The sequence below is a fragment of the Companilactobacillus huachuanensis genome, from assembly GCF_005404815.1.
GTDB lineage: Bacteria > Bacillota > Bacilli > Lactobacillales > Lactobacillaceae > Companilactobacillus > Companilactobacillus huachuanensis.
Map to the genome: position 1 here is coordinate 1 of NZ_BJDF01000032.1, position 22,596 is coordinate 22,596.

The window sequence follows — 22,596 nt, forward strand, 5'->3', positions numbered from 1 at the left end:
CAATGTAATGAAATAAACACAATCTGCCTAACTCCAGTAACTGAAAATCCCTTGGAATCAGTATTTTAAAAAGTGGCTAACTTGTTCTTGCAATTTGCGAAAGAAATAAAAACAAATTAGTTTCAATATTTAACAAACAGAGGTGAGCTTTTGGCACAAGCACAAGTAAAGAAGAAACGGTATCTTCATGAAGTTGATCTGATGCGCGTGATTTTTATCGGGGGTGTGTTGTTGAATCATACGACGACTGCCTTTAAGAACAACGTTGGTAGCGGGTCTGGCAGTGAGCTTCTTCTTGAGGCAACTCATTTGGCACTTCATTTTACTAGAATGGGTTTCATGTTTATGACTGGGCTCGTTTTGGTACTTAACTATTACAATAAAGAACCACATTGGTTCAGTTTCTGGAAAAAACGTTATATCAGCGTTGGGATTCCTTATGTTGGTTGGAATGCAATTATTATGTGGTTCGCAACAATTACGGCTGGTGTCGCGTTGAATTGGCCGGACTACTTTAAAAATTTATTTAGCGCAATCATTCTGGGAAATAAATATTACATGTACTACATTTTGGTCACTTTCCAGTTGTATCTGATTTTTCCACTATTGGTATACATGTTTAAGAAGCTGAAAAATCATCATATTGCCATTTTGGTAGGAAGTGCTCTGATTCAATTATTGTTACTGATTGGAATCAAATATTGGTTGCCTGGTGTTAATCGAGACAGCTGGTGGTATTTATTTAGAGCTTATGGAATGAATATTTTAGTTTATCAATTCTACTTTGTCGCTGGTGCATTTGTCGCTATTCATTACGATGAGGTTGATCGGTTTATTGAAAAAAATCACCGAGTAATCGGTTGGTCTACGTTAGTTCTTGCCATCGGAACTGTATTCTTATTCTTTGGCAATTTGAATATTTTGAAATTGAGTATGGGCGCAACGGAATCAATTCACCAACCATACATTTTTATCTATGATGTCTTCATGATTGCCTTTGTTTTCTGGATTGGGCGACAATATGCTCATTCTCGTGAAAAAGGATTGCCACAATGGCTTGATCGAAGTATTAAAAACATGTCTAAAGTATCCTTCGGGATTTATTTAACACAGACGATTCCAATAACGCTGTTATATGGCATTCTCAGTTTTGTCAAAGTTCCATCAGTAGTTATGTTAATGTTATTGCCATTTGGATATGCATTCGTCTTAGGTGGTGCGTTCTTGATTTCATGGTTCTGCTACAAAGTTCCACCATTTGGAGTTTTGATAGGTCGTCCCCAATGGCACCTTAGTAAGGCTAGAAAAGAAGCTAAAGGAGTAAAAGAAAATGTCAAAAATAACGAATCAATTAAACAAACAATTAGAGAATAATATGAATGAAAAAGTCATTAAAGACGAAACTTTAAACCGCTGGTATAACGGTTATGAAATTGCAGACGACGTTCGGTCGTTACGTGATGTATTTTTGGATCTACACATTGGTCGAGGTGATGCAGTTCTAGTTTGTTTGCCAAATACGGCTGCATACCCAGTTATCACACAAGCTCTCTGGGAAGTTGGAGCAGTCATGCACCCAATCGCCGCCACAACTCCAGAGTTAGAATTAAAACAAGAATTGCATGAACATGATTATGTGGCATCAATTGTTGGACAAGAGTTGGTAGATGCTGCACTGGATGATCGTTTAGCCATTGTAACGGCGTTACATTTGCAGACATATCCTTTATTACACATTATCCGTGATCGAAAATTGATGGGTAATGATGCGGGAGTGCCTGAGGAAGATGATTTGGCTTTAATTATGAACACTTCTGGAACAACGGGAAAACCTAAACGAGTTGGTTTGACACACCGGGTTTTGCTGAATGGGGTCGAACATGATATTGAAAGTCATAAAATGACGGCTGCTGATACGACAATGGTTGTCATGCCAATGTTTCACATCAATGCGCAGGCAGTTTCAATTCTTTCAACTAGATTATCAGGTGGCAAAATTGTGATTGCCGATAAATTCAGTGCTTCAAAATTTTGGAATCAGATTCGAGATAACGGCGTTACATGGGTTTCAGTGGTGCCAACAATCGTTAATATCCTATTGATCAATCAAAGGGCCAATGATAGTTATAGTGATGACGTTAAATTGCGTTTTGTCAGATGCTCATCATTTGCTTTACCACTTGATAAATTAACTGCTTTTCAAACTCGGTTCCATACGATAATCCTCGAAGGCTACGGTATGACTGAGACAGCTAGCCAATGCACATTAAATCCATTCGATTCTCCTAAAGTTGGGTCTGCTGGTAAAGCATTCAAAACTGATGTTCAAATTATGAACGACGGAAAGATTATGTCAGGTGCCAATCAAGTTGGTGAAATTGTTGTTCGTGGCGATCATGTAATTAGTGATTATCTCGAATCACATCCAGACTCTTTTCACGAAGGTTGGTTCTTGACTGGTGATCTTGGGTACTTGGATGAAGACGGATACTTATTTGTAAAAGGTCGTAAGAAGGATATCATCAATCACGGTGGTGAAAAAGTTGCTCCGGTACAGGTAGAGAACTCACTTAGTCAGTTAAACTTTGTAAAAGAAGTTTCAGTTATTGGGACTCCAGATTCACTATATGGTGAAGCCGTGACGGCAGTAGTTATTAGTCAAGGCAAGCAAGAAGAATCTTTAGAACGTCAAAAAATCTTAGCTCATGCCAAGGAAACATTAGCCAATTACGAACAACCAACGCGGATTTTCTTTGTTAAAGATTATCCCCGTAACGCAACTGGTAAAGTAATTCGTTTGAAATTACGTGAACAAGTCTTGTCATTAGCAGGGAGTGTCGGATGAATAAAAAGCAGAAAAAATTTAAAAAGTTAATTATCAGTGTGGTATTACTCTTCTGGGCAGTCATTGCTATTTATGGATTTAAACAAACTGATGCTGGCGCTGCTAGTTCAGATTTACAAACTGTAACTGTCGGTTACCAAAAGGGTGATCCATTCGATATTGCCAAGCAACGTGGCGAATTTGCTAAGAAGATGAAGGCCAAAGGTTATAAAGTGGTCTGGAAGGAATTCCAAGATGGTAGCTCTTTGATGCAGGCTCTGAAGGCCGGAAGCATTAATTATGCTAGAACCGGTGATACACCACCAGTTTCCGCACTATCGACAGGAACTAAATTGACCTATGTTGCTGCTGGTTCGTCAAAGGCTAAAGGATCTGGAATTCTGGTCAAGAATAGTTCAAGTATTTCATCAATCAAGGATTTGAAAGGTAAGAAAGTCGCTTATACCAAAGGAACTAGTTCACAGTACATGTTGCTAGCTGCTTTGAAGAAGGCCGGATTGAGTGCAAGTGATATTACCTGGGTCAATATGGACCAATCAAGTGCCAGTGTTGCTTTCTCGAAAGGCAAAGTTGATGCGTGGGCCACTTGGGATCCATATACCTCTCAAGCTGAAATTACGCAAAATGCTAAACTTTTGACTAACGGTGTCGGAATCACAAATAATCGTGATTACGTCCTTGCAATGCAAAGTTATGCTAAAGAGAATACCGAAGTTTCTAAGTATCTGATTAAGTATCTTGAAGAAGATATGCAGTGGGCCAATAACAATCACAGTGAATTGATCACAATGATGAGTAAGTCATTGAAGGTATCAAAGGCGGTGGTTAAGAAGATGGTTGACCGCAGGACTTATGGAATTAGTGCGATGAACAGTACTTATGCTAAAGAAGAACAGCAAATAGCTGATCTGTTCTATTCAGAAGGTTTAATTGAAAATAAAGTCACGATTAGTGATTCAGGAGACTATAAAAATGAATAACTAAAGGCTGAAAGTATGCCGTTTCCAGAGCTGAGAGTATTCAATTGCTGCGCTGAACGGCCCGAGCCTGGGAAGCGGTCTCGGACCTCGGTTGAAGCCTCGCAAAACCCGCGAGTCTCCAACACGCCCGGTGGTGTAATTGCTGAAGCAATAACGCCACTTTCGCTGCAAATGAATACTCTCAGCTCTTCCAACTAGTTTATTTTTTTATGGCAGGAACAAATAAAATAAATACCGCAAAATAAATACTTCTGCTTATTTAAATAAACTTGTTTATACCTGTAACAATAATGGTTATAGTAGTTTTTCACCTTTCAACTTTTAGTGAATAAATTTAATAATGAGAGTCGACTCTATGAGTTGGCTCTTTTTTCTGTTGGTTAAATATGCCGTTCCCAGATCTGATAGTATTCCCTGCTGCGCGGACCAGTCTGAGCTTGGAAAGCGGTCTCGAACTTCGGTTGGCATGAGTTCGTCAGAGTCTTCAAAATATCAAAACAATGGTTCCATAGTATAGTCAGACATCAACCAGCAACTTGCAGATTATGATATATGAGAATATATACTTATATAAATGAAGCATTTAGTTCTGTATCATGGAACGTAACGACATTATAACGATACAATCTGCTTTATATAATAAGTGCAACCGCCACGTTCTCGGCAAATGAGGCTATATCTAATAGAATTTGAATTAATCAAGGGGGAATATTGAGATGAAAATTGGTGATCAATTACAAAAACAGCGTAAATTACGAAACATGTCTCAGAATGAATTGGCTGATAAATTGCAGATTTCTCGGCAATCAATTTCAAAATGGGAAAATGGTGCTTCGTTGCCTAGTTTTAGTAATGTGATTGCAATCAGTGAGCTATTCGATATTTCCCTTGATGAACTGATTAAAGGGGACGTGGAGCTGATGAATAAATTGGAAGACGATAAAATCAATTTGAGTAAAACAGAAACAATTTTTACAGTAGGATTTGTTTTGATTATTGCATGCTTGATTTATATATATAGCAATGGTATTACCGTTGCTAGTGTTGATTATTGGTTGCCGGGGCTAGGAATCATCTTTTTTATCGGTTTTATTTCCAATATAAAGTGGAGTGTGTTTAATAAAAGTCTTAATAGAAAAGCTGTGTTTTTTGGAATCCTATTGTTGGTTGTAATTTTTGTTCCATATATTATGCATGAGGTTCCCGATATTTTGGAAGGTATTAAAGAAGGTAGTAATTATTGAGACCGTCAAAAAAAATAAGCCCATTGGGCTTATTTTTTTAATATTCTTATTCGTCATCATCATCTGAAAAATCCAACATTGGCAAGGTCATAGCTGAAAATCCGCTGGCCGACGTCATCATTGAAACCATTGGCCGTAAATAAGACAACAGAATTGAAGCCCCCTCATCCTGCAATACTTGCAGAGCATCTTCTTGTGGTAACAAGTTGGAAACTTTGAATAACGATAATATGCGGGCTGTGATTTTATATGGTGAATTATTGTTTTCATAATTGATAAAAATAGTTAAATAAACGGGAATTGCTTCATTGAAGTCAATCTCATCTTCAGTTGGCATTTCCACAAGTGTGCTGATATCGGTGTCGTCAATTGTGTCTTCAAAATCAAAATCATCATTAACTTGAAAATCGAATTTCAGAACAGTGGGATTTTCAAATTCTAAATACTTATTTGTTGTATTCATAATTGTACTCCAGCTATTTTATATGAGCTTATCATTATACCGAATAAAAAAACAGCTTTTTAGGAGGCTTTTCAGTGATTGAAATTAGACCCGAAATTAGGACTAACACAGCAATGTTCGTAGCACTTTTTCACCTTTCAACCTTCAGCTAATTTATGTGTATAAAGTCATACTACAATTTTTGCATTATTTTATGCAGAAGTTGTTCTGTTAAAATGTAAGCGCACACAATAATATGGTAGTTGGATAAGGGAGAGGACGTGAAATGAGAACATACTTAATTTTAGAAGAACTAGTCAAAAGTGAAGATTATCTGTCGATTGCTTTTCTCATGAATAAATTAAATGTGTCAAAAAGAACAGTCCAGAATGAATTGTCGTATCTGAAAAAGGAGGGAAAGAAGAATGGATATGAAATTCTTAATACTTATGGCAAAGGATATTCTCTGGAGATAATTAATGTTCAAGACCTTAACCACTTTTTAAAAGAATTGGGCAACAATGAGTCGACGAATGAACAAGGACAATTAATTTATGATGAGTTGAGCATTTTACTTAGTACCAACAATGGTGAATATACTTCAACTAGTGAGCTAGCAGATATGCTTGGAATTAGTAATACGTCGCTTTATTCCAAAATGGATACTATATCGGAATATCTGAATTCATATCATCTGGTTTTGGATAGAAAAAGTCATTACGGAATTCGAATTACGGGTCATCCTAAAAATATTAGAAAATTAATGATTGATATGTATATGCACGATGATAATCGTTTCAAACAACTAGTGGATAGTAGAGTAGGAAACTACGACGAATATGAACGGTTAGTACAGGACTGCATTAATAAGAACACTTTGAGAATTGATTATTATGAATTTCAAGTCATTATGTGTTGGCTCCGAGTAATAGTTTTTTATAAGTTGTTTTTTGATAGGAAAGCAATTACTGAACCAATATCAGATGAGATCAAAGATAACCTAATAGATTTTTCAAAATTTGGAGAGGTGTTATTAAAACTACAACATAATTTTCAATTTATTTTGAGTGTTAATGAGGTCTATGAATTTTATCATTTGGTTGAGCATTCAACTCAAAAAGACAAGGTCGATACTGATATTGATCGAACGTTGCTGACTTCGGAACTGATGACATTCTTTAAACAAATTGATATTGAAAATAATACTGATTACAGTTCTGACAAATTTTTCTTGGATAACCTCGTGACACATCTAGAATTCTTGATTGCCAGGTTAGATGAAAAAATTGCGTATAAAAATCCGTTATTGTTAGAGCTTTGTATCAAGTATTCAATGATATTCGATATTGTTTTGAAACTGTCCACCTTTTTAAAAGATAAATTTGGATATGAAACTTCTAATGATGAACTTGGATTGATTGCTGTACATTTTCTAAACCATTCTGAGACTGAGAAAAGAAGCAAAATCAATCAATACGAACGAGTAGCGATTGTCTGTACAACAGATGGTGGAATCAGTAACTTAGTGAAAACTAGGATTAAAACTATCTTTCCTAGTTCTGAGGTTAAAGCTTTCCCATTCTGGCAATATTCAGAGTTGGAATCGTTTCATCCTAATATTATTTTCTCCAGTATCCCATTGAAAAATAATCAAGAAAGCCCAGTTATTTATATTAAGGAACTAATTTCAGATAAAGAATTACAAAATATTAAACAAATGCTTTTCCTGAATAGCTCTGATAATTTACAAAATAAGTATTCGGAAAAGTCGACAGCATATATAGATTTAATCAAACAAGATTTATTCGAGGTTAGCAGTGTAAAAAAATACGATACGTTGATTGATCAAATGTCTCTGAAGATGATTGACCGAGGATATGCTTACAAGAATTTTGATAAAGACGTTGCTTTAAGAGAGCGTTACATGAGTACCATTTATAAAAATGGCATCGCAATTCCACATCCAATCGAAATGGATGGTAAAAAAAGTGCAATTTCATTATATATTGTGAAACCAAAATTAGTTGAGAACAACAAGGATGTCAAACTCGTATTTATGATTTGTCTAACGAAAAAGGACTTTTATTATTATCGAGCTATCTCCAATGGTATTTATCAGCTAATGCAAAATGAACAGAAGATTAAAGAAATATATACCAAAGCCAATATTAATGTAACCAGAAATATATTGAGAGAAGTGGAAAGAAATGAATACTGATTTTAGCTTGTTAGAGAAACTATCAAACGCTGATTCATTAGCTTCCAATGAAAAAGAAGTTCGAGATTTATTAAAGGAAGAGCTTGCAGCGTATCAAGATACATTCCAATATGATGGAATTGGCAGTTTGATCGTTACGAAGAAAAGTACTAAGGAACAAGCACCAACAATTATGTTTGCAGCTCACATGGATGAAGTCGGTTTCATGGTGCGTTATATTTCTGAAATTGGTTTTGCCTATTTAATGCCTTTAGGAAATGTGGAAGATAGAGCTAAAATCATGCAGATGGTACGTGTAACTACTGCTGAAGGTAAGCAAATTAGAGGTTTGCTTAACGTTGAACGTGATAATGCGGGCAACATTAGTCAGATGTATGTTGATTTTGGATTTGACAATAAAACTGACGTTGAAGCATCAGGAATTGATGTCGGAAATATCGTAAGTTTCGATTCTCAATGTAAAACGATGACAGCTGATGTTATTGCTGGTAAGGCAATGGATGATAGATCAGGATGCTGGTCCTTAGCCCAAGCAATGAAAGAATTATTAAATGTTGATTTAGATATCAATGTTGTAGCAGCCTTTACAAGTAGTGAAGAGGTAGGAACTAGAGGTGGACGTTTAACTTCGAAGATTGTTGACCCTGATGTTTTCTTCGCCATTGATGTAGCTAAGAATCCAGAGCTTGACCGGGGGTTCATGAATACTAGAAAAATCGGTCACGGACCAATGCTCGAGTACTTTGATAAAACAATGATTCCTAATCCTAAGGTAGTTAAATTTGTGCGTGATGTTGCAGATAGCAATCATTTAGATTACCAAAAAGATATGTTTAAAGGCGGAGGAACGGATGCTGGAAACGCTCATCTAGAAAACGGTGGGACAACATCGATGGTTATCGGCCTGCCGTTACGTTATTGCCATGATCCGTACTCATTTGTAAGTAAAAAAGATTTAGTTACAATGAGTAATTTGATTCAGGAAATTTCTAAGAGCATCACTCAAAATCAAATTGCAGAATTTTATAATTTTTAGATAGGAGCATTTATTGATGGACGAATCAGAGAAGCAAGTAATGGGGCTAATTTCCTCATCAGGTGAAAGTAGATCTAAGGCATTTGAAGCCTTGCAAAAGGTACGTAGCCATGACTATGACAGCGCGCATAAGCTTTTACAAGAATCAAAAGATCTTGATGTAGAGGCGCACAATATCCAGACTAAAATGATTCAAAAAGAATTAGGCAGTGATGAAGATAGAGTTGAGGTGACATTATTAATGGCTCACGCTCAAGATCACTATATGACTGCACAAGTAGCTCGAGATTTAATTGATGAAATGATTTCAATTTTTGAAGAACGTGATAAAGAAGCAGCAGATAAATAGGGGGTTACGATTATGAAAATTGTTTTAGCATGTGTAGCAGGTCTTTCAACAACAATGATGATGGACAGTATGAAGGAAGTCATTGAAAAGAGTGCCAAATTAAATAGTGATGACTTTAAATTAATGGCCATTCCCGTAGATTCCTTGCCATCTGAGATTGATGACGCGGACGTTGTTCTCTTAGGACCTCAAGTTTCTTATAAAAAAGATTACGTTGAATCATTGACAGCACCTAGAAATATCCCATACGTCGTTATTGATAAGGAAACTTATGGATCAATGGATGGCGGAACAGTTATCAAAGAAGCATTGATTGCCAAGCGTAAACAAGATCTAAAGGCGGGTGAAGGGAGAGATAACTAATGTTTGATAAATTTGAAGAGTTTATGAACAAGTACTTCACTCCTTTGGCCAATAAAATGGACAGAAATATCTACCTAAGTGCCATCAAAAAGGCCATGGTAGCGATGACTCCAATCTTAATTATTGGTAGTTTTGCCCTGATTCCAGACGCTTTACCTAATATGATTGGTAAAAATAATCCGGTTTCAGAATGGATCACAGCAAACAGTTCAATTATTTCAATTCCTTATACCGTTGGTATGGGGATGATGGCTTTATATGTAGCCGCAATTATTTCTTATCATTTAGCAATTTCCCATAAACTTGATGTGCCTGGTTGTGTAACCATGGGCGTCATGGGTTACTTAATTCTTGCCGTTGATATGACTAAAGATGGTGGAATTGATGCAACATATCTTGGAACAAAAGGTTTATTCGTTTCAATGTTTGGTGCTATCGCAGCTGTTGAACTATTCAGATGGTGTAAAAAGAAGAATTTCACCATTAAAATGCCCGATAGTGTTCCTGACTTTGTTTCCAAATCCTTTGAAATGATTCCTATTTCAATTATCGTTATTGGATTTTTCTTAATCATTAGAGTCGTTTGTGTTAACCTCTTGCACACAATGCCACCAATGATCTTCACTTATATCCTGGCGCCATTAGTTGGTTCAATGGACAATCCATTTGCCTATACATTCTTGAAGATTCTACAATGTCTATTGTTCTTCTTCGGTATTCACCCAGCTGTATTGAGTCCAGTTACAAGCCCTATTTCAACACAATTCTTAGCTGAAAATATGGCCAGTTTCAAAGCCGGACAAACATTAACTCACTTCTTTACACCTGGTATGGATTCAGCCTTTGGTAACTTTACTGGTACAGGTGTTACATTTGGATTAGTATTCTGGTTCATGTTCTCAAGAGCCAGCGCTCAAAAGAAGATTGGTCGTATCGCCTTGATTCCTGCATTATTTGGTATCAACGAACCCATCTTGTTCGGTGCTCCCGTAGTATTGAACCCTCTATTCTTCATTCCATTCGTAATCATTGGACCTATCGTTTCATCCTTTGGTGCTTGGGCAATGCATTTCGGTTGGTTAAAGATGTCGATCTTTACGCCACCGTACGTTGGAGTCTTTTTGGAAGGGTACCTAGCAACGTTTGATTGGCGAAGTATATTAGTTAATGGGATGCAGTTGATCGTATCAATTATCATTTGGTATCCATTTGCTAAGTTAGCTGAAAGACGAGAGCTAGAAGCAGAATCCAAGAAGAAGAAAGCAATTTCTGAAGATGATGAAGCATTAATTGATGATCTAGACTTGGACTTTTAAATTAACGGATGAGACAAGTTTATCTTGTCTCATTTTCTTTATTATTAGAAAAATGCCGTCTCCAGAGCCGAGAAATATTCACTGGCTGTGCGGACCGGGCCGAGCCAAGGTCTCGTCCCTCGGTTTGAAGCCTTACCACAAACCGGTAAGTCTCCAAACACGCCCGGTGGTGTAAGAGCTAAAGCTCTAACACCACTTCCACTGCCCACAAATATTTCTCGGCTCTTCCGACTAGGGAATCTTTGGTAAATGGGATTCATTTTGAATGAAATTGAATTACATTTTTTCTTTATGTTTGAAGAATAATTAATAAGTACAACGCATTACAGTTAGCTAAATAAATTGGATATAACTATGAAATTTTCAAATTAAGCAGTTTAAAACAGTTTTGAATATCTATTTATTGAATAATAGTAATATCCAAAATCAAAAGAAATTAGTCGGAGGAACTGAGAGTATTAACCGGCTGTGGGTGTGGCGTTACGGCTTCAGCCGTTACGCCACCGGGCGAGTTTGGATACTTGCGGTCTGTGCAAGGATTCAAACCGAGGTTCGAGACCGCACCCCAGGCTCGGACCGGTCCGCATAGCAGGTTAATACTCTCAGTTCTGGAGACGGAACCGCATATATAAACCAATACTGAGGTGAAAATAATGAAAGCTAAAAATAAGAAAGTTTCTGAAACCGGATCTAGTCGATTAGTATCGTTTATACTCGATTGGCTTTTTGGTGGCATCGTTGCCGGGATTCCATCAGTAATTGCCTATTTAATACTGACAGGTAAGAGTAAGCCTCTGACCAGCATGTATCAGTTTGGAGCTGCCGGATTTGACGGAGGAACCACAATTCTAATTTCTCTAATCTGCATTATTTTTGGCTTCTTTTATTACGTGATAATACCTTGGAAGATTTTTCCTGGTCAAACAATCGGTAAGAAAATGATGCATTTAAAGATTGTTTATAGAGATGGTAAAAATCCATCGTTTAATACTTATTTTATGCGCCAGTTCATATTTATGATTTTAGTGGAAGGGGCAGCTACACCAGTTTCGACATACGTAAAAGTTATTATTACTACTTCTACCAGATTTTATATCGATACATATCTAGGTTTGGTTTGGGATGTAATTACATTGATTTCGGTTTTCCTCTTATTCTGGGGAAAAGGTCGATTATCACTGCATGATTATGCTACTAAAACGTTAGTTATTAAGGTGCCAAAAGTTGAACGGTGAAAAATTAATATAACCATCGTTGTTACAGGCCTAGAACTAATTTATTTAAATAATCATAAATTTTTGTTTTATTGTTTTTTCTATAAAAATAAATTAGTTGGAAGAGCTGAGAGTATTCATTTGCAACGAAAGTGGCGTTAGAGCTTTAGTTCTTACACCACCGGGCGCGTTGAAGACTCGCGGGTTTTGCGAGGCTTCAACCGAGGTTCGAGACCGTTCCTTGGCTCGGGCCGTTCCGCGTAGCAATTGAATACTCTCAGCTCTGGAAACGGCATCCTTAAATAAAAGTTACCAAAGAATTAGGAAATACTAAGGAGATAAGGCAATTGACTAATAATAGAATTGAAAAATTACGTGAGACTATGCAAGAAATGAATTTGGATTCTTTTTTATTAAATAGTAAGGCTAATCGATTTTACATGACGGGATTCACTGGAACCTATGGGCAGGCAATTATTTCACAAACGGGTAAATATATCATTGCCGATGGGAGATACTTTGAACAACTAAAAACTCAGTCACCGGATTTTGAAGTGGTTGATAATCAAATGAGAATGGAACCAACAATTAATAATTTGTTACAAAGAGAAAACTTAAAACGCTTGGGAATTGAATCAATTGAGATGAATGTGGAAGAATATTTAGCCTTGAATGATGGGGCTTCCAAGTTGGTTCCGACGACAAATGTGATTGAAAAACAGCGAATGATCAAGGATCCTGACGAACGACAGAAGATTGCTAAGGCCGGTCAAATTTCTGATGAGACTTTTGTACATATTCTGGATTACATCAAACCAGGAATGACTGAGAAGCAGGTTGCCAATGAAATTGATCAGTATGGCTTAAATCATGGTGCAGATGCGACTGCCTTTGAAACAATTGTTGCTTCAGGCACTCGTTCGGCCTTACCACATGGTCATGCTTCCAACAAGGTGATTCAAAATAATGAAATGATAATTTTTGACTTTGGATTTATGGTGGATAGATATTATTCTGATATTACGAGAACAATTAGTTTGGGCAAAGTCGATCCACAACTCAAGGAAATTTATCAAGTTACATTAGATGCACAAAAAAAGGCCATTTCCAACTGCCGGAATGGTGTTCCAATGAAAAATATTGATGCGATTGCTCGAGACTATATTACTGAAAAAGGATATGGTAAAGAATTTTTACATGGAACTGGTCATGGATTAGGCCTAACAGTGCATGAATATCCTTTATTCAATGCTGACAGTGAAGAAAATCTTCAAAATAATATGACATTTACTGTTGAACCGGGAATTTACCTGGCCGGTAAGGGTGGTGTCAGAATTGAAGATGACATTTGGATTAATGACGAAGGTGAACCAGAATTAATGACACATTCACCAAAAGAATGGATTGAACTCTAACTGAGGAGGAAATATTTATGTCAACGGATTTTGATAGTGTGGTTAATAGATACGGAACTTATTCCACACAATGGGATTATGTAAAAGATCGATTTGGGGAAGCTAATCTATTGCCATTTACTATTTCAGATATGGATTTCAAGGCTCCTCAAGGAGTCAGTGATGTTCTGATTGAGGCAGCCCAAAGAGGAATCTTCGGTTATACGAGATGGAATAATCCTGAATTTAAAGGTGCAATTTCTAATTGGTATGAGAAACGATATCAAACAAAAGTGTCGACTGATTGGATAGTTTATAGTCCTAGTGTGATTTTTAGTGTGGCCAAGTTATTGGAACAATTTAGTGACCCTGGTGACAAAGTCGTTACATTAAGTCCTTGTTATGATGCCTTTATTAATACTGTCACCGCAAATGATAGACAACTGATTCAAATGAATATTGATGGAGTAATGGATTTTTCGAAATTGGAACAAATTTTTGCAATTGAACATCCAAAAATTTTCTTATTATGTAATCCACATAATCCATTAGGAATCGCTTGGACAGCAGAACAAATCGAACAATTTGTTAATTTATGTAATGCTTATCATGTGGCTCTGATCAGTGATGAGATTCATTTAGACATGGTTAGAAAAGGAGTCAAAATGAATTCCGTTGCCAATTATTTTAGTCAATTGACTGTTCAAACGGCAGTTTTGTCTTCAGCCAGCAAATCATTCAATATTCCAGCGTTAGGATGTTCATACGCGTTGATTCCGGATGAAAAAGATCGATTGGATTTCTTATTTGCATTAAAACAAAAGAATGCTTTGTCATCAGTGCCATATCTGGGGATGTTAGCAACAATCGAATGTTATAACAATCAAGAATTATGGTTGGACGACTTAAGAGATTATATAGATAATAATTTTATTTTTATGAAAAATTTGTTGAAATCAAAATTGCAATTAGATTATCAAATACCTGATGCCACTTATTTAGGTTGGATCGACATCACTAGCTTGGGAGTTGACATGGAAGACTTACAGGCTGAATTGGTAAAGAATGAAAAGGTAGCAATCATGGATGGACGAGTGTATGGAAATGGTGGAGTTAATCACCTCAGAATGAACTTGGGTGCGCCACGTTCCAAAGTTGAGGATGGACTCAATCGTCTTGTAGAAGCAGTAAATAATTTGAAAGTAGGAGAGAATTAAAATGGAAAGAATAATTTCAAATAATGCTCCAGATGCCATTGGGCCATATATTCATGCAACACAATCAAATAATATTATTTTCACATCAGGACAGATTGGTCTAAACCCGGAAACTAATAAATTAGCTGAAAGTTTTGAAGAGCAGACTAAGAATGCTTTAAACAATTTGAGTGCTGTTTTGGAAACTGCTGGTAGTGACTTTGACCACGTTCTTAAGACAACAATCTATCTATCTGATATTGGCAATTTTTCAAAGGTCAATGATATTTATAAAGGTTACTTTAACGATAGTTATCCAGCAAGAACAGCATTGGAAATTTCAAAACTTCCAATGGATGCAATGATTGAGATTGAGGCAATAGCTGAAAAGGCCGATTAATTGTTGGAGGCCGTCTCCAGAACTGAGAGTACTAACCTGCTATGCGGAACGGCCCGAGCCTGAGGAGCGGTCTCGAACCTCGGTTTGAAGCCTTCCCATAGACCGGAAAGTCTCCAAACTCGCCCGGTGGTGTAAGAACGGCCAAAGCGGCCGTTCTTACACCACATCCACAGCTGGTTAATACTCTCAGTTCTTCCGACTAGTTTTTTGCGAGTTTATTTTAGTTATATAAAATGGGTTGTATCACTTTTGAACAATAATAAGGTGTGATACAACCTATTTTTGTTCATTTCAAATTTTGATAATTGATATAAAGATTAGGAAATTAATTGCTGGAATTTTTCTATAATCAAATTTAAGATTTTAAGTTGAACAAGTACAAGTATAAAAGGAGCAGAAAATTATTTCTTAACTATACGAAGTGTATATTTTTGAGGCCGCTTCCAAATATCTTTATACTGGGGTCATAAAAGGTGAAGGAGTTGTGCAAAAATGACAAAACAAAATGAACCGATTCGTCAGGCTGACCAAACGGGCTGGCTTGATCAAGGTCCGCGTAATGTTCAGCGTGATTTGGAAAATCCTGATATTTTGGTGCCACCAACGACTGATCACGGAACAATTGCGAACTTGAGATTCAGTTTTTCAGATGCTCACATGCGCTTGGAGGAAGGTGGCTGGGCTCGTGAAGTTACTAACCGAGAATTGCCGGCCTCACATGATATGGCTGGGGTCAACATGTGTCTAAAACCAGGTGCTTATCGGGAATTGCACTGGCATAAGGAGGCTGAATGGGCCATTATGCTGAAAGGTAACGCTCGGGTTACTGCTCTAAATGAAAATGGTGAAAGTTTTATTGACGATATTGTTGCTGGTGACTTGTGGGACTTTGAAGCTGGAATTCCGCACTCAATTCAAGCATTAGATCAAGGCTGTGAGTTTCTATTAGTTTTCAGTGAACCTGATTTTTCCGAGAACAATACCTTTCTATTAACTGATTGGTTGGCACACACGCCTAAAGATGTCGTAGCGGCTAACTTTAAGTTGGATGAGGATTCCTTGGCAAATCTACCAACGCATGAGAAATATATTTTTGATGGTGAAGTTCCTGGTCCAATTGACCAAGTTAAACGTGCTGGAACACCAATGACCACACCATTAACGTTACATATGAAAGATGTACCCGCTAAGCAATTTGAGGCTGGTAAAGTTTGGATCGTTGATCAAAGTGTCTTTCCAGCTGCTAAGACGATTTCTGCTGCAATTGTTGAGGTTCAACCTGGTGGAATGCGTGAGCTCCACTGGCACCCTAAGTCAGAGGAGTGGGACTACTTTATGCAAGGTAAGGCCAAGGTTGGGGTCTTCAATTCCAATTCGTTAGCAAGGACTTTCAATTATCAAGCTGGGGATGTCGGCGTAATTCCTAAGGAAGCTGGCCACTACATTAAAAATATTGGTGACGAACCATTGATTTTCATTGAATTATTTAAGAATCCAATTTATTCGGATATTTCTTTGAACAAATGGTTGGCAACCACACCGTCTCAGATTGTAGCTGATCACTTGAATATTTCAAAACAAACTGTCGAAAATTTACCAAGCGAAGAGGCTGCCGTAGTTTGGTATCATAATCCTTCACAAACAAAAGAATCAACTGAATCAGCTCAATCAGTTGACGATGCGAGCGAGTATTTTAGTTAACAATGTCGATGTCAAAATTTGATTTGATTGTCATTGGTGGCGGCGTTGGCGGTGCTGGTGTGGCCATTAAAGCTAGTTCATATGGACAAAAAGTTGCGATAATTGAGCAGCGTGACTGGGGTGGTACAACTGTTAATCGTGGAAGTACGCCCAAAAAAGTTTTGTTGGCAGCGGCAGAAGCTCACCGTCATTTTGAAACTCAAGTATTTTCCGAAACAACGCCTGATATCAATTGGGAAAAGTTAGCCGCCTATCGAGATAATATCGTTAATCAAACGGCGGTCAAATTTAAAACTAGGTTTCAGAGCAATGGCATCACGACTTACGAAGGTCATGCTGAATTTTTGAATAATCATGAAGTTACTGTCAATGGTCAAACGTTGTCGGCAACTAATATTGTCACTGCTAGTGGAGCCCATCCCAAAGAATTGCGGTTTTCAGGTAGTCAATTTGTGCAACATTCCGGAAGTTTCTTCCGCAGTGAACAATTGCCTTCAAAAATAGTGATTATGGGCGCTGGAATCATCGCGTTTGCTATGGCTAGTATTGCGAATGAAGCTGGAGCTGAAGTGGTCATGTTACAACATGATGCAGTGGCATTGCGCGGATACGATCATGAATTTGTTGGTTTATTAATTGATGATTTAAAGCAACGTGGAGTACGTTTTCAATTTAACAATGAAGTAAAGGAAATAAAATCAGTTGATAATTGTTTACATGTTTTGACACAACAAAGCAGCATCACAACCGATGTAATTTATACTGCCTTAGGTAGAGAGGCCAATATCAGTGGCCTACATTTGGAACAGGCTGGGGTCAAATATACAAAACATGGCATTTCAGTGAACGATTATTTGCAGACAAGTCAATCAAATATTTATGCGGTTGGAGATTGTGCCGTGACTGGTGTTCCGCAGTTGGCTAATTATGCAATTTACCAGGGTAAATATTTGGGTGACAGTTTATCGAAAACATTAGCATTTCCAATCAAATATCAGTTACCAGTGACGGCCGTGTTTAGCATGCCACGTTTGGCTCAAGCAGGTGTCACTGTGCAGCAAGCTAATGAACAGTCAGATAAATATCAGGTTAAAAGTATGTCGTTAGCACATTGGCTAAATTATCAACGCAATCATGATGAACAAGCACGTCTAAAGTTAATTATTAATCGTCAAAGTCAACAAGTTGTCGGGGCTGAAGCCTATAGTTATTCGGCAGATGACTTGATTAATTATTTGGCAATTCTGATTCAACAAAATATATCAGTGAAAAGATTGCATGATTTATTCTTGGCTTATCCAAGTACAGCAACTGATTTATACGGTATATGGGTGTAAAATTTTACCGCAGTATCATTGTTTAATTAGAAATTAAAAAGAGAAGTTGTTTTTCACTTATCCGAAGGGCAAGTGAAGACAACTTCTCTTTTGGTCAATTATCAAAATAAATATAAATGATGTTGCAACAGTATAAAATTTCAATTTAAGTGGACTCTATTTAATGAATAGTCATACTAATCAATAAGAAAAAGCATAAAACATAAAGAACTGTTGCTACGGCAACTGTACCTGTTAGCGAATTTCGAGTAGATACTACCGTGCTGTCAGGTTGATTTTTGAATGACCAATAAGTTGCTACGAAAGAAATAAATGAGAATATATTTCCAACGATTAACTGACATATTGCCAAATCGATTATTAGAAAACGAGTTTTTTTATTGTTTGCGATACCTTCGTTACCTTTGATCCAAAGTGCATATCCCACCATTAAATTAAGCAGTACAACGATAAACATAATTGACGTATAAGGGCTCGTTCGCAATATTTGTTGAAATCCAATATGTTGTGACATCCCAACTGTCAGGATATAGATTCCATAAAGGAGCGAAGTTATAAATAAAACAAGATAATTCATCATGTAGATCTTTTTAGAATTTAGTAAAGCTACCTTTTTTAAATTAGTCGTTAATCTATTTATCATCGTATCCTCCAAAGAAATGTGATATTTAATCCTATTGTAACCGGTTACTTTAACTATTCAATGGATTTAAAAGATGTTGAAACACATTTCGATATCTTTATTTTGGATAGGTATCTATGTATGACCTAAATAGCGCATCTGCCACCAATTCCAGTGATGAGAAGTAATTATATTCAGTGTCTGGAGTATGTGAAATATCAAGAATTGTCGTGCTGTAATAAAGATTATAGGTTGCTCTGGATGAAAGGGTATTTTTGGATAATGGCGTGATGGAAATATAAGGAGCATTATGTAATTTGAGCTTTTTCAAACTGTCATTTAACATCACATTTTCTCCACTAAATGAAATCACAAATAAAATATCATCAGCTGTAATATCGTTAAGTATCCATTTGAGTTCAGTAAACGAAGGAATGATATAGAACAGAATATTATAAGCCAAAAAATCTCTGGACATTAAATCGGCTGCACGTCTTTCGCCCCAACCAGTTCCGTAAATATATATATGTTTAGCACTATGAATATATCCAGTAATTGGCTTCATATTAGTTTGACTTAATAGCTTGATCGTATCGTTCATATCGTTGATTAATGTATCCAAATGGTTTGTTTCAAAAGGTCCTGAATCGTTGGCGTCATTTTTAAGAAAATATTTAAATTCTGAGAAACCGTTAAAATGTAGTTTCTTAGCTAACCGTGTTAAACCAGCTGGCGATGTATATGCAATATTACTAATTTCTTTGGAACTAAGATTACTTAGAATTTTTTTGTTTTTTAAAATAACCGAAAGTAGTTGGTAATCATTGTCAGACAATTGATCTGAATATTGATTAATTAGTTCTTCAATTCGCATGTGTCAACCTCCTAATAAAAAATGAAAAACGTTTCAATAATGTGAAAGAGCAATCGCTTACATGGAAAAGTAAGCGCTTACTTGAAAACGAAACAATTCACTCTGAATTCATTATATACTGACGTCGTTGAAAAAATTAATTTATTTATAGGGGGTTACATTATGAAACAAACAGATTTACACGTAACAATTGCTGGTGGAGGTAGCACATACACACCAGGTATTACTCAAGCTGTTTTGAACAACTTAGATCGTTTTCCTATGACTAAGTTGACTCTGTATGATATTGATGAAGTAAGAAATGAAGATATGTATTTGATTATTCAATACATGTTAAAGACAACAGGCCATGATGATATTGAATTGGTAGCTACTTTAGATCCCAAAGAGGCCTTCACAGGATGCGATTTCGTCTTCTCACAAATTCGTGTCGGTGGAATGGAAATGCGTGAAAAAGATGAAAAGATTCCATTGAAATATGGCTTAGTTGGACAAGAAACATGTGGCGTAGGGGGATTCTCATATGGTTTGAGATCAATTAAGGGTCTTCTAGGAGTTGTTGGTTATGTTCAACAATATGCCCCTGACGCTTGGATTTTGAATTATACAAACCCTGAGACTCTAATCGCTGAATCAATCAGACGTGCTTATCCCAAAGCTCATATGTTGAATGCATGCGATATGACAATTTCTATTGAAGAAACAATGGCACGTAACTTTGGCTATGATCGTAAAAACTGGATTTGCCAATATTATGGATTGAATCACTTTGGCTGGTATACAGAAATTTACGACAAGGAACTCCAACGTGACGTTATGCCAGAACTTATCGAAAAATTGAGAAACAAACCTATGAAGATTGCTTCATTCAATAAAGGTGATCAATCATGGCAAGATGCTTGGAACAAATTATCAAAAATTTTGAACTTATTCCCAGATTATTTACCAAATAATTATCTTGAATATTATTTCTTCCCAGATATTGTCGTTGATGAAACAGATCCTAATTATACACGTGCCAATATGGTTATGGATGGCAGATTAAAACACACCAAAGACATGGCCAATGAAATTAGAAATAACGAAGATGGCAATATTTTAGACTTTGATTTTGGTGAGCATGGTCAATATATCGTTGATATGGCAACTTCAATTCTAAATGATAGTCACGAAAGATTTATGTTGATTCTTCCTAATCGTGGAGCTATTCCTAACCTTCGTAGTGATGCTGCGGTTGAAGTTCCAGCTTATGTTGGACGCCTAGGTGCTGAACCAATTTCAATGCGTCATGATATTCCAGATTTCCATAAAGGTTTGATGGAAGCTCAGAATGCTGCTGAAAAATTATTAGTAGATGGTTACTTTGAAGGTTCATATCAAAAAGTATTACAAGCATTCACTTTGAATCAAACCGTTCCATCAGCTGATAAAGCTAAATTAGCACTTGATGATCTAATTATTGCAAATAAAGATTATTGGCCAGAATTACATTAAAACCTTTGGAGGTATAGAGATATGATGGCTAAGTTCCAGCGCTTTGGTGGCGCTATGTTTACACCCGTTGTATTTTTCGTATTTTCCGGAATTATTGTAGGTCTGACTTCTGTTTTTACGAATCCGGCAATTGTCGGAGGGCTTGCGGATCAAGGAACGATTTGGTACACGGTTTGGAAAGTTATCGATGCCGGTGGGTGGACAGTCTTTAATAATATGGAAGTTCTGTTCGTTATTGGTTTACCACTAGGGTTGGCCAATAAGGCAAAAGAACGTGCATCACTTGAAGCATTTGTTATTTATATGACATTTAATAATTTTGTAAATCAAATTCTTCAAATGTTTGGTAAGAACTTTGGGGTTGATATTAATTCAACAGCACAAACAAGTGGATTAAAGGTAATTGCAGGTGTTAAAACACTTGATACAGGTGTTATTGGTGCCATTTTAATTGCCGGAATTGTTGTATGGCTACATAATCGTTACTTTAGTGTTAAATTACCAGATTGGTTAGGAGTTTTCCAAGGATCAGCGTATGTTGCAATGCTTGGATTCTTCCTAATGCTTCCCATTGCACTATTGTTCGTTTGGATCTGGCCTGTTTTCCAACACAGCATTCTCCAAATGCAGTATTTCATGGTTAAATCGGGGAACTTCGGGGTATTTACTTACATATTCTTGGAGAAAGCGTTACTTCCGTTGGGATTGCATCACTTCATTTACGCTCCGTTCCAATATGGACCTGCTGTAATTGAAGGCGGGACAACACTTTACTGGGTAAAACATATCAGTCAATTCGCAGCTTCAACGAAGCCTTTGATTAAATTGTTCCCAGAAGGTGGATTCGCAATGCAAGGGATGTCAAATATCTTTGGTATTCCTGGTATAGCATTAGCATTCTATTCAACTGCTATTCCAAAGAATAGAAAGAAGCTATTGGCTCTTATCATTCCGGGAGTTTTGACGGCAGCCTTGGCAGGTATTACGGAACCATTTGATTACACATTCCTATTTATTGCGCCAGCATTATTCTTTGTACACGCTTTTCTTGCAGCATGTTTGGCAACAACTATGTATGCTTTTGGTGTAACCGGTGATATGGCAGCAGGGCTGATCGATATTACCGCAAAGAATTATATCCCGATGTGGGCAAATCATTGGCAAATATATGTAATTCAATGGATTATCGGTATTATATTTATCGGAATTTACTTTGTTGTCTTCAGATTTCTGATTCTTAAATTTGATTTCAAGACACCTGGTCGATCAGAAGATGAAATGGTCAACATGTTTACTAAAGATGATTTCAAGAATAAAAATAAGAAGTCTGGAAAAGCTACTAAAACAGCGGCTGATCCTTTCCGTACAGCAGCAGGTGCCTATATTAATCTTTTAGGTGGTGCTGACAACATTGCCTCAGTAAATAATTGTTTTACTCGACTACGGTTAACTATTAATAATCCAGAATTAATCGCAAATTGCAAGAACAAGTTAGCCACTTTTTAAAATACTGATTCCAAGGGATTTTCAGTTACTGGAGTTAGGCAGATTGTGTTTATTTCATTACATTG

The 22,596-nt window shown here is 36.7% G+C and carries 20 protein-coding genes; 17 read left to right on the forward strand and 3 right to left on the reverse strand.

Annotated elements, in window-relative coordinates:
* The first annotated feature begins 150 nt into the window (after positions 1 to 150).
* The 4 genes from FFM71_RS12420 to FFM71_RS12435 all read left to right on the forward strand — a co-directional run bounded on the left by FFM71_RS12420 (position 151) and on the right by FFM71_RS12435 (position 5,069).
* Positions 151 to 1,374 carry an acyltransferase gene (locus FFM71_RS12420; RefSeq protein WP_223876553.1) on the forward strand — a complete coding sequence of 408 codons (1,224 nt, stop codon included), beginning with the start codon at positions 151 to 153 and terminating at the stop codon, positions 1,372 to 1,374.
* A complete protein-coding gene (locus FFM71_RS12425) occupies positions 1,331 to 2,845 on the forward strand; it encodes an AMP-binding protein (RefSeq protein ID WP_137612476.1) in 1,515 nt (504 codons plus the stop codon). The genes FFM71_RS12420 and FFM71_RS12425 overlap by 44 nt, the downstream gene beginning before the upstream one ends.
* Positions 2,842 to 3,825, forward strand: coding sequence for an aliphatic sulfonate ABC transporter substrate-binding protein (locus FFM71_RS12430; RefSeq protein WP_137612477.1), 984 nt, complete (start codon positions 2,842 to 2,844; stop codon positions 3,823 to 3,825). Before FFM71_RS12425 ends, FFM71_RS12430 begins: the two co-directional genes overlap by 4 nt.
* 716 nt (positions 3,826 to 4,541) lie before the next feature.
* On the forward strand, positions 4,542 to 5,069 hold the full coding sequence (locus FFM71_RS12435; RefSeq protein ID WP_137612478.1) for a helix-turn-helix domain-containing protein: 528 nt from the start codon (positions 4,542 to 4,544) through the stop codon (positions 5,067 to 5,069).
* A 46-nt stretch (positions 5,070 to 5,115) separates the two neighbouring features.
* On the opposite strand, the gene FFM71_RS12440 is transcribed toward FFM71_RS12435, so the two are convergent.
* Complete coding sequence (locus FFM71_RS12440) at positions 5,116 to 5,532, reverse strand: protein-export chaperone SecB (RefSeq protein WP_137612479.1); 417 nt, start codon at positions 5,530 to 5,532, stop codon at positions 5,116 to 5,118.
* A 265-nt stretch (positions 5,533 to 5,797) separates the two neighbouring features.
* On the opposite strand from FFM71_RS12440, the gene FFM71_RS12445 reads away from it, so the two are divergent.
* The 11 genes from FFM71_RS12445 (at position 5,798) to FFM71_RS12495 (ending at position 18,035) form a co-directional block, all read left to right on the forward strand.
* Entirely contained in the window at positions 5,798 to 7,729 is a 1,932-nt protein-coding gene (locus FFM71_RS12445) for a BglG family transcription antiterminator (RefSeq protein ID WP_137612480.1), read from the forward strand.
* The gene (gene ypdE / locus FFM71_RS12450; RefSeq protein ID WP_137612481.1) at positions 7,719 to 8,765 is read left to right on the forward strand and encodes an aminopeptidase; all 1,047 of its coding nucleotides are present in this window, start codon (positions 7,719 to 7,721) and stop codon (positions 8,763 to 8,765) included. The genes FFM71_RS12445 and ypdE overlap by 11 nt, the downstream gene beginning before the upstream one ends.
* Before the next feature lie 13 nt (positions 8,766 to 8,778).
* Positions 8,779 to 9,114 carry a PTS lactose/cellobiose transporter subunit IIA gene (locus FFM71_RS12455; protein ID WP_444542313.1) on the forward strand — a complete coding sequence of 112 codons (336 nt, stop codon included), beginning with the start codon at positions 8,779 to 8,781 and terminating at the stop codon, positions 9,112 to 9,114.
* Between the two features lie 12 nt (positions 9,115 to 9,126).
* Positions 9,127 to 9,477: a PTS sugar transporter subunit IIB gene (locus FFM71_RS12460; RefSeq protein WP_137612483.1), complete on the forward strand. Its 351-nt coding sequence runs from the start codon at positions 9,127 to 9,129 to the stop codon at positions 9,475 to 9,477.
* Positions 9,477 to 10,793 (forward strand): PTS sugar transporter subunit IIC, encoded by a 1,317-nt coding sequence (locus FFM71_RS12465; protein ID WP_137612484.1) that lies wholly within the window; start codon positions 9,477 to 9,479, stop codon positions 10,791 to 10,793. The genes FFM71_RS12460 and FFM71_RS12465 overlap by 1 nt, the downstream gene beginning before the upstream one ends.
* Before the next feature lie 653 nt (positions 10,794 to 11,446).
* Positions 11,447 to 12,028, forward strand: coding sequence for an RDD family protein (locus FFM71_RS12470; RefSeq protein WP_137612485.1), 582 nt, complete (start codon positions 11,447 to 11,449; stop codon positions 12,026 to 12,028).
* A gap of 326 nt (positions 12,029 to 12,354) precedes the next feature.
* Entirely contained in the window at positions 12,355 to 13,422 is a 1,068-nt protein-coding gene (locus FFM71_RS12475) for a M24 family metallopeptidase (RefSeq protein ID WP_137612486.1), read from the forward strand.
* 17 nt (positions 13,423 to 13,439) lie between these two features.
* Positions 13,440 to 14,618, forward strand: coding sequence for a MalY/PatB family protein (locus FFM71_RS12480; RefSeq protein WP_137612487.1), 1,179 nt, complete (start codon positions 13,440 to 13,442; stop codon positions 14,616 to 14,618).
* A 1-nt stretch (position 14,619) separates the two neighbouring features.
* Complete coding sequence (locus FFM71_RS12485; RefSeq protein WP_137612488.1) at positions 14,620 to 14,997, forward strand: RidA family protein; 378 nt, start codon at positions 14,620 to 14,622, stop codon at positions 14,995 to 14,997.
* Between the two features lie 492 nt (positions 14,998 to 15,489).
* Positions 15,490 to 16,698, forward strand: a complete 1,209-nt coding sequence (locus FFM71_RS12490) for an oxalate decarboxylase family bicupin (RefSeq protein WP_137612489.1) — start codon at positions 15,490 to 15,492, stop codon at positions 16,696 to 16,698.
* A gap of 2 nt (positions 16,699 to 16,700) precedes the next feature.
* Positions 16,701 to 18,035, forward strand: a complete 1,335-nt coding sequence (locus FFM71_RS12495) for a dihydrolipoyl dehydrogenase family protein (protein ID WP_137612490.1) — start codon at positions 16,701 to 16,703, stop codon at positions 18,033 to 18,035.
* A 160-nt stretch (positions 18,036 to 18,195) separates the two neighbouring features.
* Here FFM71_RS12495 and FFM71_RS12500 read toward each other — a convergent pair whose 3' ends face one another.
* Positions 18,196 to 18,678: a hypothetical protein gene (locus FFM71_RS12500; RefSeq protein WP_137612491.1), complete on the reverse strand. Its 483-nt coding sequence runs from the start codon at positions 18,676 to 18,678 to the stop codon at positions 18,196 to 18,198.
* 97 nt (positions 18,679 to 18,775) lie between these two features.
* Positions 18,776 to 19,531 (reverse strand): MurR/RpiR family transcriptional regulator, encoded by a 756-nt coding sequence (locus tag FFM71_RS12505; protein WP_137612492.1) that lies wholly within the window; start codon positions 19,529 to 19,531, stop codon positions 18,776 to 18,778.
* 162 nt (positions 19,532 to 19,693) lie between these two features.
* Between FFM71_RS12505 and FFM71_RS12510 the strand changes: the two genes are divergently transcribed.
* Complete coding sequence (locus FFM71_RS12510; RefSeq protein ID WP_137612493.1) at positions 19,694 to 21,025, forward strand: family 4 glycosyl hydrolase; 1,332 nt, start codon at positions 19,694 to 19,696, stop codon at positions 21,023 to 21,025.
* Between the two features lie 21 nt (positions 21,026 to 21,046).
* Entirely contained in the window at positions 21,047 to 22,531 is a 1,485-nt protein-coding gene (locus tag FFM71_RS12515; RefSeq protein ID WP_137612494.1) for an alpha-glucoside-specific PTS transporter subunit IIBC, read from the forward strand.
* The last annotated feature ends 65 nt before the right edge of the window (positions 22,532 to 22,596 follow it).